The organism is Streptomyces sp. H27-H5 (genome assembly GCF_026627505.1).
Taxonomy (GTDB): domain Bacteria; phylum Actinomycetota; class Actinomycetes; order Streptomycetales; family Streptomycetaceae; genus Streptomyces.
This window is the reverse complement of the sequence record NZ_JAPNLK010000050.1, coordinates 42,437-57,401: the sequence shown is the minus strand read 5'-3', so window position 1 is coordinate 57,401 and position 14,965 is coordinate 42,437. Positions and strand designations below refer to the sequence as shown.

Below are 14,965 nucleotides of genomic sequence, written 5' to 3'. Positions count from 1 at the left end.
CCTTCACCCGCCCCCCGGAAGGACTTCCCTTCGCTCGTTACTCCGTTTCCGTGGCCCCGTCCACCGGGAGCGCCACCTCGCGCGCGGCGTCCGGACCCCGTTCCAGGAGCACCTCGAACCCGGCGTCGTCGAGGATGGCGAGCTTCAACTTCACGGCGTTGTCGTACTTGGAGCCGGGGTTCTCGCCGACCACGACGAAGGAGGTCTTCTTCGAAACGGAGCCGGTGACCTTGGCTCCCCGGCTCTGCAGGGCCTCCTTGGCCCCGTCCCGGGTGTGGTTGCGCAGGGTGCCGGTGACGACGACGGTCAGGCCCTCCAGCGGTCTGGGGCCCTCCTCCTCGCCGGAACCCTCCTCCTCCATCCGGACGCCGGCCTCGCGCCACTTGCGCAGGATCTCCTGGTGCCAGTCGACGGCGAACCACTCCTTGAGGGACGCCGCGATGATGGCGCCGACCCCGTCGGTGGCGGCCAGTTCCTCCTCGGTGGCCTGCTCGATGCGCTCGATCGAACGGAACTCCCGGGCCAGCGCCTCGGCGGCGACGGGCCCGACGTGACGGATCGACAGGCCGTTGATGACGCGGGCCAGCGGGCGGTCCTTGGCGGCGGCGATGTTCTCCAGCATGGCCAGGGCGTTCTTCTTCGGCTCGCCCTTCTGGTTGGCGAAGACCGTGACGATCTTCTCCTCGCCGGTCTTCGGATCCCGCTTGGGCAGTCCGCTGTCCTGGTCCAGGACGTACGCCTTGATGGGCAGGATGTCCTCGATGGTGAGGCCGAACAGGTCGCCCTCGTCGCGCACGGGCGGCTCGGCCGGCTCCAGCGGGTTGGTGAGCGCGGCGGCGGCCACCGCGCCGAAGTTCTCGATGTCCAGGCACTGCCGGCCGCCGAGGTAGAAGAGCCGCTCGCGCAACTGGGCGGGGCAGGTCTGCCCGTTGGGGCAGCGGAGGTCGATGTCCCCCTCCTTCATGGGCCGCAGCGGGGTCCCGCACTCGGGGCACTCGCCCGGCATCACGAACTCCCGCTCGCTGCCGTCCCGCAGGTCGACCACCGGGCCGAGGATCTCGGGGATGACGTCGCCGGCCTTGCGCAGGACCACGGTGTCGCCGATGAAGACGCCCTTGGCCTTGACGACCTCCTGGTTGTGCAGGGTCGCGAACTCGACCTCCGACCCGGCCACCGTCACCGGCTCCACCTGCGCGTACGGGGTCACGCGGCCGGTGCGGCCGACGCCCACCTTGATGTCGATGAGCTTGGTGTTGACCTCTTCGGGGGCGTACTTCCAGGCGATCGCCCAGCGCGGTGCGCGCGCCGTGGACCCGAGCCGGCCCTGGAGCGGGATCTCGTCGAGCTTGACGACCACGCCGTCGATCTCGTGCGCCACGGAGTGCCGGTTCTCGCCGAAGTGGGCGATGAAATCGCGCACTTCGGCCAGGGTGGAGACCACCTTGTTGTGCTCGGCGGTCGGCAGGCCCCACTCGCGGAGCAGGTCGTAGGCGTGCGAGAGGTTGTCGATGTCGAAGCCCTCGCGCGCGCCGATGCCGTGCACGACCATGTGCAGCGGGCGGGTGGCGGTGATCTTCGGGTCCTTCTGGCGGAGCGAACCGGCCGCCGCGTTGCGCGGGTTGGCGAAGGGCTTGCCCTCGGTCTCGACGAGCCGGGCGTTGAGCTCCTCGAACTTGTCCATCGGGAAGTAGACCTCGCCGCGGATCTCCACGAGGGCTGGGATGCGGTCGCCGCTCAGTCGGTCCGGGATCTCGGCGATGGTGCGCACGTTGGGCGTGATGTCCTCACCGGTGCGGCCGTCGCCGCGGGTGGCGGCGCGGGTGAGCCGACCGTTCTCGTAGGTGAGGTTGACGGCGAGGCCGTCGACCTTCAACTCGCACAGGTAGTGGTAGTCGGAGGTGTTCGCGTCCCGGGCCACCCGCTCGGCCCAGGCCGCGAGTTCCTCGTCGTCGAAGGCGTTGTCGAGGGAGAGCATCCGTTCCCGGTGCACGACGGACGCGAAGTCCGTCTCGTACGCCCCGGCGACCTTCTGGGTCGGCGAGTCGGGGGTGCGCAGCTCCGCGTACTCCTCTTCGAGTGCCTCCAGCGAGCGCAGCAGCGTGTCGAACTCGGCGTCGCTGACGACCGGCTGGTCGTTCACGTAGTACCGGAAGCGGTGCTCCTCGACCTGCTCGGCGAGCAGTGCGTGCTGTTCGCGCACCGCCGCCGGCACCGCCGACTCGCCGCCGGCCTGCTTCTGTTCGGCTGCCATGCCGTGTCCTCCCGTGGCCCGTCTGATCCGTCACTCAGGGTTGTCGGCGAGCGACCTCGCCGCCCTGACGCAGTGGGCCTGCACCGCGCGGGCGTAGGCGGGCGATGCGCCCGCCAGACCGCACGACGGGGTGACCACGACGGACTCCGCGAGGGTCCCCGGGGCCAGTCCCAGCCTGCGCCAAAGCTTCCTGACACCCATGACGCTACCCCCCGGGTCCGACAACGGGGCGTCGGTGCCGGGCACCACTCCGACGAAGAGTTTCGCACCGTCCTCGACGGCCTCCCCGATGGCGTCGTCCTCGCGCTCGGTGAGCAGGGAGAAATCGAACGACACACCCGTGGCGCCGGCGCGCCGGAGCAGTCCGAAGGGGACTTCGGGGGCGCAGGAGTGGACGACGACCTCCCCGTCGTGGACGGCGAACAGCTCGCGCAGGGTGCCCTCGACGACCTGTCGGTCGACGGCGCGGTAGGTCCGGTACCCGCTGGCGGACCGCACCCGGCCCAGGAGCACGGAGGTCAGCGAGGGCTCGTCGAACTGGAGCACCACCTCGGCACCTGGGATGCGCCTGCGTACGTCGGTCAGGTGCTCGCGCAGCCCCTCCGCGAGGGATCCGGCCAGGTCCCGGCAGGCTCCGGCGTCCTGGAGGACCGCCTCCCCGCCGTGCAGTTCCAGCGCGGTGGCCAGGGTCCAGGGCCCGACGGCCTGGATCTTCAGCTTGCCGGTGTAGCCCTGGGTGAACTCCTCCAGGGCGTCGAGGTCCTCGCCGAGCCAGGAGGTGGCGCGCTTGCTGTCGCGGCCGGGGCGGTCGCTGATCCGCCAGCCGCTGGGCTCGACGTGCGCGTACATGTCGACGAGCAGCCCGAGGGACCGGCCGATCATGTCGGCGCCGGGTCCGCGCGCGGGCAGCTCGGCGAGGTACGGGAACTCCTCGAAGGAGCCGGTGACGGTCTTGGCGGCCTCGCGCGCGTCGCCGCCGGGCAGCGAGCCGACGCCGGTGGCGTTCGCGCTCATCGGCCGGGCCTGACGCTGAGGTCGTTGACCTCGGCGTCGCGGGGCAGGTCGACGGCCATGACGACGGTCGTCGCGACGGACTCGGGGTCGATCCAGGCGGCGGCGTCGTACTCCTTGCCCTCCTGGGAGTGCACCTTGACCTGCATGGGGCTCGCGGTGCGGCCCGGGTAGACCGAGGTGACGCGGATGCCGTTGGGCTTCTCCTCCTCGCGCAGGGAGTCGGCGAGGGCCTTCAGGCCGTGCTTGGAGGCGGCGTACGCGCTCCAGTCGGCGTGCGCGTGCAGTCCGGCGCCGGAGTTCACGAAAACGATCGTCGCGTGCGAGGCGCGCAGGGTGGGGAGCAGCAGCCGGGTGACCTCGGCGGGGGCGATCAGGTTGACGTTGAGCTGCTGGTGCCAGGTCTTGGGGCGCAGTTCGCCCACCGGGCCGAGGTCGACGATCCCCGCGATGTGCAGCAGGGAGTCGATCCGCTCGGGGATGGCCTGCTTGGAGAAGGCCCAGGAGAGCCGGTCGGGGTCCGCGAGGTCGCCCACGAGCACGCCCGCCCCGGGGAAGCGTTCGACGAGCTGCTTGCCGCGCGCGGCGTCGCGGGCCAGGAGGACGAGGTCGTCGCCGCGCGCGTGCAGGCGGTTCGCGACGGCGGCGCCGATGCCGGATCCGGCACCGGTGATCAGGTGAGTAGCCATGTGGCCATGCTCGCATCCTGATCGCGCCCGGATCGCGCCCCTCGGCCTCAGAGGCCGAGGGCCTCGCGCCACTGGGCGGCCGTCAGGCGCGCGTCGTAGTCGGGGGCGACTCCGTCCACCAGGATGATCTCGCCGGGGATGTTGTCGGTCCGCAGCGAGAGGATCGCCTGGTAGGCGGGTGAGTCGTACCAGGCGTGGGCGCGGTCCATGTCGGGGAAGGAGATCAGGACCACCGTCCCGGGGAAGGGGCCCTCCTTGACCTCGACCTCTCGGCCGTGGACGAGGAAGCGGCCGCCGAAGGGGTCCATCGTGGCCTGGATCTCCTCGATGTAACGCAGGATCTCGTCGTTCATCGGGACGGGGCGCAGGTGGGCCAGGGCGTACGCGGTCATCGTGTTCTCCTCGGCTGTGCCGTGTCGGACCGGTGCACGGTGTCGGTCCTACGCATGGACGCCGGACCGGTCCGCGGGTCGGACCGTTCCGTGGGTTCGATCATGGCAAACGCCGGTCGGGAGCGCGATTACCCCGGGGGTCATGCCTCCGCGAGGGCGGGGCGGAAGGTGCGTCGGTAGGCGATCGGCGAGATGCCGAGCGAGGTCCTCATGTGCTGGCGCAGCGAGTTGCCGGATCCGAAGCCGGCCCGGTGCGCGACCAGGTCCACCGACAGGTCGCTGGATTCCAGCAGGTGGCGGGCGAGTTCGAGGCGCTGGACGGTGAGCCACTGCACCGGCGTCATGCCCACCTCGTCGCGGAACCGTCGGGTGAAGGTGCGCAGGCTCATCCGGGCGTGGTCGGCGAGTTCGGCGAGGGCGATCGGTTCGGACAGCCGCTCCAGGGCCCAGGCGCGGGTGGCGGTGGTGGTGGCGACGGTCGGCTCGGGGACGGGCCGGTCGATGTACTGGGCCTGTCCCCCGTCACGCCAGGGCGGGACGACGCACAGGCGTGCGGCGCGGTTGGCGACGGCGGTGCCGTGGTCCTGCCGGATCAGGTAGAGGCAGAGGTCGACGCCTGCGGCCACGCCGGCGGAGGTGAGGACGTCCCCGTCGTCGACGAAGAGCACCTCCTCGTCGAGCCGGACCCGAGGGAAGGCCCGCTGGAACTCGGGGGCGTGCAACCAGTGCGTGGTGGCGGGTCGGCCGTCGAGCAGCCCGGCCGCGGCGAGGACGTAGGAGCCGGTGCAGATGGACACCAGACGGGTGCCGGGCCGGATCCCGGCGATGGCGGCGGCGAGCGCGGGCGACAGGGGCGCGCCGTGTGCGAGGTCGTCCATGGCGTGGGTGGGCGGGATGACCACGGTGTCGGCGGCGGCGAGCGCCTCGGGGCCCGCTGCGACGCCGACCGTGAAGCCCGCGTCGCTGGTCACGGGCAGGCCGTCGGCGGTGCAGACGGTCACCTCGTAGAGCGGGGCGCCGGCGTCGTCGTGGGCGTTGCCGAAGACGCGGGAGGGGATCCCGAGCTCGAACGGGGGGACGCCTTCGAGGGCGAGTACGGCGATACGGTGCATGGCCAGATCCTGTCACATGGTGGCCGTACGGCCAGCACCATGCGGGCGCGACGGCCGCCAAGCTGGATGCGTCGGCCGGGGAAACCGGCCGATACCAGTAGAGGCACCACCAAAGGAGACATCCATGCGCGCCGTCGTCGTCAGCCAGTGGGGCGGACCCGAGGTTCTCGTCGAGAGGGAGATCGAGCGCCCGGAGCCCGGCATGGGTGAGGTGCTCGTACGGGTCCGCGCCGCCGGCGTGAACCCGGTGGACTGGAAGACCCGCGAGAGCGGCGGCCTGATCCCCTGGGGGCCGGTGCCGGCCGTCGGCTGGGACGTGTCGGGCACCGTCGAGGCCGTCGGACCGGGCGTGACCCTGTACCGGGTGGGTGACGAGGTGTACGGGATGCCCCGCTTCCCGCAGCAGGCCGGCGCGTACGCCGAGTACGTGACCGCTCCCGCCCGGCACTTCGCCCGCAAGCCCGCCTCGCTGGACCACGTGGAGGCGGCGGCGCTGCCGCTGGCGGCCCTGACCGCCTGGCAGGCGCTGGTCGACACGGCCGGGGTCTCGGCCGGACAGCGGGTCCTGGTGCACGCGGCGGCCGGCGGCGTCGGCCACCTGGCCGTGCAGATCGCCAAGGCCCGCGGCGCGTACGTGATCGGCACCGCGAGCGCCGCCAAGCACGCACTGCTGCGCGACCTGGGCGCCGACGAGGTGATCGACTACCGCACCGCGGACTTCGAGGACGTCGTCTCCGACATCGACGTGGTGATCGACGCGGTGGGCGGGGACCACGGGCGGCGCTCGCTGAAGGTGCTCAAGCCGGGCGGGCACCTGGTGACCCTGCCGGGCCCCGACGGCCTCCCGGCCGACGCCGAGGGCGTGCACGCCACCTGGCTGCTGGTGGAGCCGGACCTCAAGGGCCTGGAGGGCATCGCCGCCCTGGTCGAGCAGGGCCTGCTGAAGCCGCTGGTCGACACGGTGCTGCCGCTGGAGCAGGCCGCGAAGGCCCACGAGATCGGCGAGCGGGGCCGTACCACCGGCAAGATCGTCCTGACGGTGGCCTGAGCCCCGGCCGCCGGGCTCACACCGCGGCGGACGCCCGCTCGGTCGTGGCGATGGTGGCGGAACCGACCACGCGCGTGCCGTCGTACAGCACGATCGCCTGGCCGGGGGCCACGCCGCGGACCGGCTCGGTGAAGGAGACGCGCAGCTCGCCGTCCACGAGTTCGGCGAAGACCTCGGTCTCGCCGCCGTGGGCGCGCAGCTGCGCGGTGTACGTGCCGGGGGCCGCGGCCACGGCTCCGCACCAGCGGGGGCGGATCGCGGTGAGGGCGGCGACGTCGAGGGCCTCGACGGGGCCGACGGTGACGGTGTTGTTCACCGGGGAGATGTCGAGGACGTAGCGCGGCTTGCCGTCGGCGGCGGGGTGGCCGATCCGCAGGCCCTTGCGCTGGCCGATGGTGAAGCCGAAGGCGCCCTCGTGGGTGCCGACCTTCTCGCCGCTCTCGTCGACGATGTCGCCCTCGGCCTTGCCCAGGCGGTTCGCGAGGAAGCCCTGGGTGTCGCCGTCGGCGATGAAGCAGATGTCGTGGCTGTCGGGCTTCTTCGCGACGGCGAGGCCGCGTCGTTCGGCCTCGGCGCGGATCTCTTCCTTGGTGGTGAGGGTGTCGCCGAGCGGGAAGAGCGCGTGGGCCAGCTGCTTCTCGTCGAGGACGCCGAGGACGTACGACTGGTCCTTGGCCATGTCGCTGGCGCGGTGGAGTTCGCGCGTGCCGTCGTCGTTGAGGACGACGGTGGCGTAGTGGCCGGTGCAGACGGCGTCGAACCCGAGGGCCAGGGCCTTGTCGAGCAGTGCCGCGAACTTGATCTTCTCGTTGCAGCGCAGGCAGGGGTTCGGGGTGCGCCCGGCCTCGTACTCGGCGACGAAGTCCTCGACGACGTCCTCGCGGAAGCGCTCGGCGAGGTCCCAGACGTAGAAGGGGATGCCGATGACGTCGGCGGCGCGGCGGGCGTCGCGGGAGTCCTCGATGGTGCAACAGCCGCGGGCGCCGGTCCTGAAGGACTGGGGGTTCGCGGAGAGCGCCAGGTGGACGCCCGTGACGTCGTGCCCGGCTTCCACGGCGCGGGCGGCGGCGACGGCGGAGTCCACCCCGCCGGACATGGCGGCGAGGACGCGGAGGGGGCGGGCGGTGCGCGGCAGGTTCTCAGTCATGGCACCGTCCAGGGTACGGGGAACCGCGCGCGGTCACGGCGCGTTGTCGGGTCGGGGGGTGGATCGCATGGTGCGTGAGGGTGGGAAGACGCGGGACGCGGCTCCGGGCAAGGCGACCGGCAAGGGGTCGGGCCGGACCCGCAGGGCCGTGCTGTTCGGGGGGCTCGGGGTGATCGCGGCCGCGGCCGTCGTCGGGCAGGACGAGCTCAGACGCGCCTGGTGGCTGCTGCCCGGGGTGTCCAAGCCGCGCAAGGAAGGCGAGCTGGACTACGCGGCCGCGAACTGGACGGCGGCCTCGCCGGCGAACTGGCGGCCGGCGGACCGGCCCGACGACTACCGCGTGGACCGGATTGTCGTGCATGTCACACAGGGCGGGTTCGAGTCCTCGGTGGACGCCTTCAAGAACCCGTGGCACAAGGCGTCGGCGCACTACATAGTCCGCCAGGACGGCCATGTCGAGCAGATGGTGCGCGAGCTGGACGTGGCCTTCCACGCCGGGAACCGGTCCATGAACGAACGCAGTGTCGGCATCGAGCACGTGGGCTTCGTGGACCGGCCGCAGGACTTCACGGACGCGATGTACGCGGCCTCGGCCGAGCTGGCCGCCGATGTCTGCCGACGGTACGACATACCGGCCGACCGGGAGCACGTCGTGGGCCACTCCGAGGTGCCGGGCGCCGATCACACGGACCCGGGCCGCCACTGGGACTGGGACCGCTACGTCCGCATGGTCGGGGAAGCCCTGGCCCGCAAGCCCGCGACCGGCTGAGCCGGGGCGCCCGCCGACCGGCCCCCGACCCGTCCGACGCCCGCCCGGGGTACGGGCGGGACGCGGCTCAGCTGAGTCCGGCCGTGCGGGCGCGGGCGACGGCCGGGCCGATGGCGGCGGCCACCGCGGCGACGTCCTCCTTGGTGGAGGTGTGGCCGAGGGAGAACCGCAGGGTGCCGCGGGCCAGCAGCGGATCGGTGCCGGTGGCGAGCAGTACGTGGCTGGGTTGGGCCACGCCCGCGGTGCAGGCGGAGCCGGTGGAGCACTCGATGCCCTGGGCGTCGAGGAGGAGCAGCAGGGAGTCGCCCTCGCAGCCGGGGAAGCTGAAGTGGGCGTTGGCGGGCAGCCGGTCCACGGGGTCCCCGCCGAGCACGGCGTCGGGCACCTCCCGCAGGACGGCGGCGACCAGCTCGTCGCGCAGGGCGCCGATCTCGACGGCGAACCGCTCGCGCCGTTCGGCGGCGAGGACGGCCGCCACCGCGAAGGCCGCGATGGCCGGCACGTCGAGGGTCCCGGACCGGACGTGCCGCTCCTGGCCGCCTCCGTGCAGGACGGGGACGGGGGTCTGGTCCCGGCCGAGCAGCAGGGCGCCGATGCCGTACGGGCCGCCCACCTTGTGGCCGCTGACGGTCATGGCGGCGAGGCCGCTGTCGCCGAAGCGGACGTCGAGCTGGCCGACGGCCTGGACGGCGTCGGAGTGCAGCGGGATCCCGAACTCCCCGGCGATGGCGGCGAGTTCCCGTACGGGGAAGACCGTGCCGATCTCATTGTTGGCCCACATCACGGTGGCCAGGGCGACGTCGGAGGGGTTCCGCTCGATCGCCTCCCGGAAGGCGTCGGGGTGCACGCGCCCGTGGTGGTCCACCGGGAGGTACTCGACCCGGGCCCCCTCGTGCTCGGCGAGCCAGTGGACGGCGTCGAGGACGGCGTGGTGCTCGACGGGGCTGGTGAGCACGCGGGTGCGGGTCGGGTCCTGGTCGCGGCGTGCCCAGTAGAGACCCTTGACGGCGAGGTTGTCGGCCTCCGTGCCGCCGGCGGTGAAGACCACCTCGCTCGGGCGGGCGCCGAGGGCTTCGGCGAGGGCCTCGCGGGCCTCCTCGACGGTGCGGCGGGCGCGGCGGCCGGCGGCGTGGAGGGAGGACGCGTTACCCGTGGCGGCGAACTGCGCGGTCATCGCCGCAGCGGCCTCCGGCAGCATCGGGGTGGTTGCGGCGTGGTCGAGGTAGGCCATGATCCCCCGATTCTACGAGCCCCCCGACGCACCGGACCCCATCCGGTCCCCCGCCGGCGCAATCCCCGGCGGAGCCCGGTGGCCGGGCGGGGTGCCGGGGCGGCGGCGGGGCACCCGCCGCCCGGCGGCCGGGCCGGGCGGGGGCGCCTGCGCGGGTCAGGGCGTCTGGCGGGGGGCGCGGGCCAGTTGGCGGGACTGGGCCACGAGTCGGTCCGTCGAGTCCCAGACCTCGGCGTCCTCCTCCAGGAAGCCCCCGGCGAGGTTGCGGGTGGTGATGGCCACCCGCAGCGGGCCCGGCGCGGGGCGGTGGCGGATGTGGGTGGTGAGCTCGACCGTCGGGGCCCAGCCGATCAGGCCGAGGTCGAAGGCGGTGGGCGGCAGCGCGTCCACCGCCAGCAGCAGCGACAGCGGGTCGGCGTCACGGCCGTCGGCCAGCTCGAACCAGGCCCGCATCTCGCCCTTGCCCGACGGCGCCCCGACGGCCCAGCCCGCCGTCGCCGGGTCCAGGCGCAGCCGCAGCCGGTCCACGATGGCGGAGCTGCCGGGGATCGGCGCGGGGCCGGCCTCCGCACCGAGGCAGTCCTCGTAGGCGGGCATGACCGGCGGCAGCGCGGTGGTGTGCACGGAGTCGGGCAGGGCGGACAGTTCCCCGTACGAGGCGAGGACACGGATCCGCTCGATCTCCGCGCCGCTCTCGTCGTACTGGAAGAGGGACGCCTGGCCGGTCGAGAGGGTGCGCCCGATCCGGACGACCTGCGTGCGGATCACGGCGGGGCCGGGCACGGAGGAGGTCAGGTAGTGGGCGGAGACGGTGAAGGGGTCGGGGTGCGGCAGGGCCGCCGACAGGGCCCGACCGACCAGTGCCAACAGATATCCGCCGTTGACGGCGGTGATGATCGTCCAGCCGGCGCTGAGTTCAGCGTCGTACACCCCGGGCTCGTCCGCGCGGGCGGAGAGGGTGGTGTCGCGGTCGAACTCGCTGTCGCCGATGGATGCCTGGGCCGCTGCATGTGACATGAAAACGACGGTACACCGGCATGCTACTAAGCGGTAGCTTTCTATTGCTACATGCGCGTTACGGCTCTTCGGCCACTGCGGACCGGCGGTTCCAGGCCAGCGGCGCCCGCCAGTGGTAACGGATCGCGAGCAGCCGGAGCACGAAGGTGGTGATGATCGCCGCGGCGGTGGTGAGGGCGTTGAGCGTGTCGAAGGCGATGAAGAGGGCCACCATCGAGGCGCCGACGACCGCGGGCACCGCGTACATCTCGCGGTCGCGCAGCAGCGACGGGACCTCGTTGACCAGCACGTCGCGCAGCACGCCTCCCCCGACCGCCGTGGCCAGCCCCAGCGAGGCGGACGCGGTCAGCCCGAGGCCGTACTCGTACGCCTTGGTCGTGCCCGTCACGCAGAACAGTCCGAGGCCGGCCGCGTCGAAGACGTTGATGGCGCGGTTGATCCGCTGGACCTCGGGGTGCAGGAAGAAGACCAGCCCGGCGGCGACCAGCGGTGTCACGAAGAAGCTGAGCTCCCCGAAGGCGGCGGGCGGGACGGCGCCGATGACGAGGTCGCGGAAGAGACCGCCGCCGAGGGCGGTGACGAGCGCGAGCACGGCGATGCCGAAGATGTCGAAGTTCTTGCGCACGGCGAGCAGGGCGCCCGCGGTGGCGAAGACAAAAATGCCCGCGAGGTCCAGGGCGTGCTGGATGCCGGGCGGGAAGAGATCGTGGAGCACGCCCCCATTGTGCCGTCCGCCGTCGCACCGCCCGCCCGCCGGCGCGACGGGGCGTGGGCGGGGCGCCCGCGACACCTGCCGGGGAACGCACAGTGGTGCCGGGGTTCCCGGACGCGTACGCCCGGGTGCCCCGGCACCACACCCGACCCCGGCCGCTACTCCGGGGTCGGACACCTGCGGTCGTCGTGACCCGCCGGATCGTCGGCGTGACCCGCCACGCCGACGTCGAGACCCGCTACACCGTCGGCGTGTCCACCACTTCGGCGGCGCCCGGCAGGGCCTTGTCGCCCGGCGCCTGGTCCGGCGCGTTCTCCGGGTGGTGGCAGGCGACCTGGTGCCCCGTCTTCAGGGCCACCAGCGGCGGCTCCTGCGTGGTGCACAGCTCGGTCGCCTTCCAGCACCGGGTGTGGAACCGGCAACCGCTGGGCGGCGAGATCGGCGACGGGACGTCGCCCTTGAGCAGGATGCGCCCGCTCTTCGCGCCGCGCCGCCTCGGGTCCGGCACCGGCACCGCCGACATGAGCGCGGTCGTGTAGGGGTGCATCGGCGCCTCGTACAGCGACTTGCGGTCGGCCAGCTCGACGATCTTGCCGAGGTACATCACCGCGATGCGGTCCGAGACGTGCCGGATGACCGACAGGTCGTGCGCGATGATCACGTACGTCAGGCCGAGTTCCTCCTGGAGGTCGTCCAGCAGGTTCACCACCTGGGCCTGGATCGAGACGTCCAGCGCCGACACCGGCTCGTCGGCGACGACGAGCTTCGGATTGAGGGCCAGGGCCCGCGCGATGCCGATGCGCTGCCGCTGGCCGCCGGAGAACTCGTGCGGGTAGCGGTTGTAGTGCTCGGGGTTGAGACCCACCAGCGAGAGCAGCCGCTGGACCTCGGCCTTCACGCCGCCCTCGGGGGTGACCTTCTGGAGCTTGAAGGGCGCCCCGACGATGGTGCCCACCGTGTGGCGGGGGTTCAGCGAGCCGTACGGGTCCTGGAAGATCATCTGCACGTCGCGGCGCAGCGGTCGCATGCCCGCGACGCTCAGGTGCGTGATGTCCCGGCCCTCGAACTCGACCTTCCCGCCGGTCGGTTCGAGCAGTCGGGTGATCAGCCGGCCCATGGTGGACTTGCCGCAGCCGGACTCGCCGACGATGCCGAGGGTCTCACCCCGCCGGACGTCGAAGTCGATGCCGTCCACGGCCTTGACGGCGCCGGCCTGGCGGCGCAACAGCCCCTTGTTGATGGGGAAGTGCTTGACCAGCCCGGTCACCTTCAGCAGCGGCTCCTCGGCGGTGTCCGCCGCGGCCTGCGCGGAGGAGACCCCCGCCGCGCCCGTCTTGTTCATGTCGGTCACAGCTTCGGCGCAATCTCTTCGGTCCAGATCCGGGTCCGCTCCTCCTGCGACATGTGGCAGGCGGACCAGTGCCGGCTGTCGTCCTCGGTCAGCTCGGGGCGCTGGGTGCGGGTGATGCCGCCCTTGGGTACGTCGGCGTAGGGGCACCGGGGGTTGAACGCGCAGCCGCTCGGGATGTTGATGAGGCTGGGCGGCGAGCCCTTCACCGGGATCAGCCGCTCGGTCTGGTCGCGGTCGATGCGCGGCATCGAGCCGAGCAGCCCCCAGGTGTAGGGGTGCCGCGGGCCGTAGAAGACCTTCTCCGCGGTGCCGCGCTCGACGCACCGGCCTCCGTACATCACGAGGATGTCGTCGGCCATCTCGGCGACCACGCCGAGGTCGTGCGTGATCATGATGACCGCGGAGCCGAACTCCTTCTGCAGGTCGCGGATGAGGTCCAGGATCTGCGCCTGGACGGTGACGTCCAGGGCGGTGGTGGGCTCGTCCGCGATGAGCAGTTCGGGGTTGTTGACCAGCGCCATGGCGATCATCGCGCGCTGGCGCATGCCACCGGAGAACTCGTGGGGGTACGCGTCCACGCGCCGGTGGGGCTCCGGGATGCCGACCCGGTCGAGCATCTCGACGGCCCGCTTGCGGGCCGTCTTCTTGTCGACGTCGTGGTGGGTCCGGTAGGCCTCGACGATCTGCTTGCCGACCGAGTAGTACGGGTGCATCGCGGACAGCGGGTCCTGGAAGACCATCGCCATCTTGTGCCCGCGGAGCTTGCGCACGTGGTCGGCGTCGGCCTGGACCAGGTCCTCGCCGTCGAGCACGACCTGCCCGGAGATGTGCGGGCGGCTGCGGGCGTTGCCGGTGCGGTGCAGGCCCATGATGGCCAGCGAGGTCACCGACTTGCCCGAGCCGGACTCGCCGACGATGCCGAGCGTCTTGCCGCGCTCCAGGTCGAAGGAGAGCCCGTCGACGGACTTGACGAGGCCGTCGTCGGTCGGGAAGTGGACCTTGAGGTCGCGTACGGAGAGGAAGGAGTCGCCGGCGCGGGTCTCCCCCTTGGCCTGCTCGGGGACGAACGCGGGCTCGCCGGAGGTGCCGGTGGAAACGGCGGGGTTCTCGGTCACGTCAGCCTCACGCGCGGGTCGATGACGGCGTACAGCAGGTCCACGATCAGGTTGGCCATCACCACGAAGAGCGCGGCGAGGAGGGTGACACCCATGATCACGGGGAGGTCGCCCTGGCCGATGGCGGCGACGGCCGCCGTTCCCAGACCCTGGAAGTTGAAGGTCGTCTCGGTGAGCACCGCGCCGCCGAGGAGTCCGCCGAGGTCGAGGCCGAACATCGTGACGATCGGGGTGAGGGTGGAACGCAGGGCGTGCTTGCGGATGACCACGCCCTCCTTGAGTCCCTTGGCGCGGGCGGTGCGGATGTAGTCCTCGCCGAGGACCTCCAGCATGGTCGCGCGGGTGATGCGGGCGTAGGTCGCCGCGAAGAGGAAGGCGAGGGTGACCCAGGGCAGGATCAGACTGTTGAGCCAGGCCAGCGGATCCTCGGTCAGAGGTTTGTAGTTGGACACGTCCAACCAGCCGAGGCCGTAGACGAAGACGGCGGGAGCCACCATGCCGGTGAAGAAGATCGGCAGGGAGACGCCGGCGAGCGCTCCGATCATGACGGTCCGGTCGATGGCCGTACGCCGTTTCAGCGCCGAGACCACTCCGGTGGCCACACCGGCGAGCACCCAGATCAAGGCGGCGCCGACGGCGAGCGAGAGGGTGACCGGCATGCGGTCGAGCATGGTCTCCCAGACGGGGGCCTCGCTCTTGAAGGAGTAGCCGAAGCACGGAGCGGCGCAGTGCGTGACCTCGGTGCCGCCGTCGTAGTCGCGGCCGACGAAGATGCCCTTGAGGAACACCCAGTACTGCTCGGAGATGGGCTTGTCGAAGCCCATCTTCACGCGGATGCCCGCCAGGGCAGTCTCGTTGGTCTCTCGACCGGCGTACATGAGCGCGGGATCGCTGCCGGTCAGCTTCGGGACCGCGAAGAAGATGCCGAAGGTGACCACGGAGACCACCAGCAGCGTGGCGGCGACGTTGAACAGCCGCCGTATGAGGTAGACGAGCACTGCAGTCGGCCGCCCGGGGCGGGCGGCTGCCGCCCCTTGTGGGGACGACAGCCGCCGCCTGCGGCCTTCACCTGCCCTTCGGACTAGCGCATGTGCGGTGAAGGCACTTACTTACGAATTGC

14 protein-coding genes are annotated in these 14,965 nt (G+C 72.0%); 2 read left to right on the top strand and 12 right to left on the bottom strand.

What is annotated here, in order from left to right:
* Positions 1 to 37: 37 nt before the first annotated feature.
* From ligA to OTB19_RS24365, 5 genes are all read right to left on the bottom strand, one after another.
* The gene (gene ligA / locus OTB19_RS24385) at positions 38 to 2,251 is read right to left on the bottom strand and encodes an NAD-dependent DNA ligase LigA (RefSeq protein ID WP_267800504.1); all 2,214 of its coding nucleotides are present in this window, start codon (positions 2,249 to 2,251) and stop codon (positions 38 to 40) included.
* A 30-nt stretch (positions 2,252 to 2,281) separates the two neighbouring features.
* Positions 2,282 to 3,265, bottom strand: a complete 984-nt coding sequence (locus tag OTB19_RS24380) for a methionine synthase (RefSeq protein ID WP_267800503.1) — start codon at positions 3,263 to 3,265, stop codon at positions 2,282 to 2,284.
* The gene (locus OTB19_RS24375; protein WP_267800501.1) at positions 3,262 to 3,951 is read right to left on the bottom strand and encodes an SDR family oxidoreductase; all 690 of its coding nucleotides are present in this window, start codon (positions 3,949 to 3,951) and stop codon (positions 3,262 to 3,264) included. The genes OTB19_RS24380 and OTB19_RS24375 overlap by 4 nt, the downstream gene beginning before the upstream one ends.
* Positions 3,952 to 3,998: 47 nt before the next feature.
* The gene (locus tag OTB19_RS24370) at positions 3,999 to 4,343 is read right to left on the bottom strand and encodes a DUF1330 domain-containing protein (protein ID WP_267800500.1); all 345 of its coding nucleotides are present in this window, start codon (positions 4,341 to 4,343) and stop codon (positions 3,999 to 4,001) included.
* A 140-nt stretch (positions 4,344 to 4,483) separates the two neighbouring features.
* Entirely contained in the window at positions 4,484 to 5,455 is a 972-nt protein-coding gene (locus OTB19_RS24365; protein ID WP_267800499.1) for a GlxA family transcriptional regulator, read from the bottom strand.
* A gap of 124 nt (positions 5,456 to 5,579) precedes the next feature.
* On the opposite strand from OTB19_RS24365, the gene OTB19_RS24360 reads away from it, so the two are divergent.
* Positions 5,580 to 6,503, top strand: coding sequence for an NADP-dependent oxidoreductase (locus OTB19_RS24360; RefSeq protein WP_267800498.1), 924 nt, complete (start codon positions 5,580 to 5,582; stop codon positions 6,501 to 6,503).
* Positions 6,504 to 6,519: 16 nt separating this feature from the next.
* Here the strand turns inward: OTB19_RS24360 and mnmA are convergent, their stop codons facing one another.
* A complete protein-coding gene (gene mnmA, locus OTB19_RS24355; protein WP_267800496.1) occupies positions 6,520 to 7,650 on the bottom strand; it encodes a tRNA 2-thiouridine(34) synthase MnmA in 1,131 nt (376 codons plus the stop codon).
* A gap of 67 nt (positions 7,651 to 7,717) precedes the next feature.
* Between mnmA and OTB19_RS24350 the strand changes: the two genes are divergently transcribed.
* Entirely contained in the window at positions 7,718 to 8,419 is a 702-nt protein-coding gene (locus OTB19_RS24350) for an N-acetylmuramoyl-L-alanine amidase (protein ID WP_267800495.1), read from the top strand.
* 67 nt (positions 8,420 to 8,486) lie between these two features.
* On the opposite strand, the gene OTB19_RS24345 is transcribed toward OTB19_RS24350, so the two are convergent.
* The 6 genes from OTB19_RS24345 to OTB19_RS24320 all read right to left on the bottom strand — a co-directional run bounded on the left by OTB19_RS24345 (position 8,487) and on the right by OTB19_RS24320 (position 14,843).
* Positions 8,487 to 9,650 (bottom strand): cysteine desulfurase family protein, encoded by a 1,164-nt coding sequence (locus tag OTB19_RS24345; protein ID WP_267800494.1) that lies wholly within the window; start codon positions 9,648 to 9,650, stop codon positions 8,487 to 8,489.
* A gap of 156 nt (positions 9,651 to 9,806) precedes the next feature.
* Positions 9,807 to 10,667: a thioesterase family protein gene (locus OTB19_RS24340; protein WP_267800492.1), complete on the bottom strand. Its 861-nt coding sequence runs from the start codon at positions 10,665 to 10,667 to the stop codon at positions 9,807 to 9,809.
* Positions 10,668 to 10,725: 58 nt separating this feature from the next.
* On the bottom strand, positions 10,726 to 11,382 hold the full coding sequence (locus tag OTB19_RS24335; RefSeq protein WP_267800490.1) for a trimeric intracellular cation channel family protein: 657 nt from the start codon (positions 11,380 to 11,382) through the stop codon (positions 10,726 to 10,728).
* 235 nt (positions 11,383 to 11,617) lie between these two features.
* Positions 11,618 to 12,721: an ABC transporter ATP-binding protein gene (locus tag OTB19_RS24330; protein ID WP_267800524.1), complete on the bottom strand. Its 1,104-nt coding sequence runs from the start codon at positions 12,719 to 12,721 to the stop codon at positions 11,618 to 11,620.
* A gap of 5 nt (positions 12,722 to 12,726) precedes the next feature.
* Positions 12,727 to 13,845 (bottom strand): ABC transporter ATP-binding protein, encoded by a 1,119-nt coding sequence (locus OTB19_RS24325; protein WP_267800489.1) that lies wholly within the window; start codon positions 13,843 to 13,845, stop codon positions 12,727 to 12,729.
* A complete protein-coding gene (locus OTB19_RS24320; RefSeq protein WP_053677612.1) occupies positions 13,842 to 14,843 on the bottom strand; it encodes an ABC transporter permease in 1,002 nt (333 codons plus the stop codon). Before OTB19_RS24320 ends, OTB19_RS24325 begins: the two co-directional genes overlap by 4 nt.
* Positions 14,844 to 14,965: the final 122 nt, after the last annotated feature.

Bases quoted from the DNA above. Each gene is read 5' to 3' on its own strand.
- ligA (WP_267800504.1), bottom strand. From the start codon at position 2,251: ATGGCAGCCGAACAGAAGCAGGCCGGCGGCGAGTCGGCGGTGCCGGCG.
- OTB19_RS24380 (WP_267800503.1), bottom strand. From the start codon at position 3,265: ATGAGCGCGAACGCCACCGGCGTCGGCTCGCTGCCCGGCGGCGACGCG.
- OTB19_RS24375 (WP_267800501.1), bottom strand. From the start codon at position 3,951: ATGGCTACTCACCTGATCACCGGTGCCGGATCCGGCATCGGCGCCGCC.
- OTB19_RS24370 (WP_267800500.1), bottom strand. From the start codon at position 4,343: ATGACCGCGTACGCCCTGGCCCACCTGCGCCCCGTCCCGATGAACGAC.
- OTB19_RS24365 (WP_267800499.1), bottom strand. From the start codon at position 5,455: ATGCACCGTATCGCCGTACTCGCCCTCGAAGGCGTCCCCCCGTTCGAG.
- OTB19_RS24360 (WP_267800498.1), top strand. From the start codon at position 5,580: ATGCGCGCCGTCGTCGTCAGCCAGTGGGGCGGACCCGAGGTTCTCGTC.
- mnmA (WP_267800496.1), bottom strand. From the start codon at position 7,650: ATGACTGAGAACCTGCCGCGCACCGCCCGCCCCCTCCGCGTCCTCGCC.
- OTB19_RS24350 (WP_267800495.1), top strand. From the start codon at position 7,718: ATGGTGCGTGAGGGTGGGAAGACGCGGGACGCGGCTCCGGGCAAGGCG.
- OTB19_RS24345 (WP_267800494.1), bottom strand. From the start codon at position 9,650: ATGGCCTACCTCGACCACGCCGCAACCACCCCGATGCTGCCGGAGGCC.
- OTB19_RS24340 (WP_267800492.1), bottom strand. From the start codon at position 10,667: ATGTCACATGCAGCGGCCCAGGCATCCATCGGCGACAGCGAGTTCGAC.
- OTB19_RS24330 (WP_267800524.1), bottom strand. From the start codon at position 12,721: ATGAACAAGACGGGCGCGGCGGGGGTCTCCTCCGCGCAGGCCGCGGCG.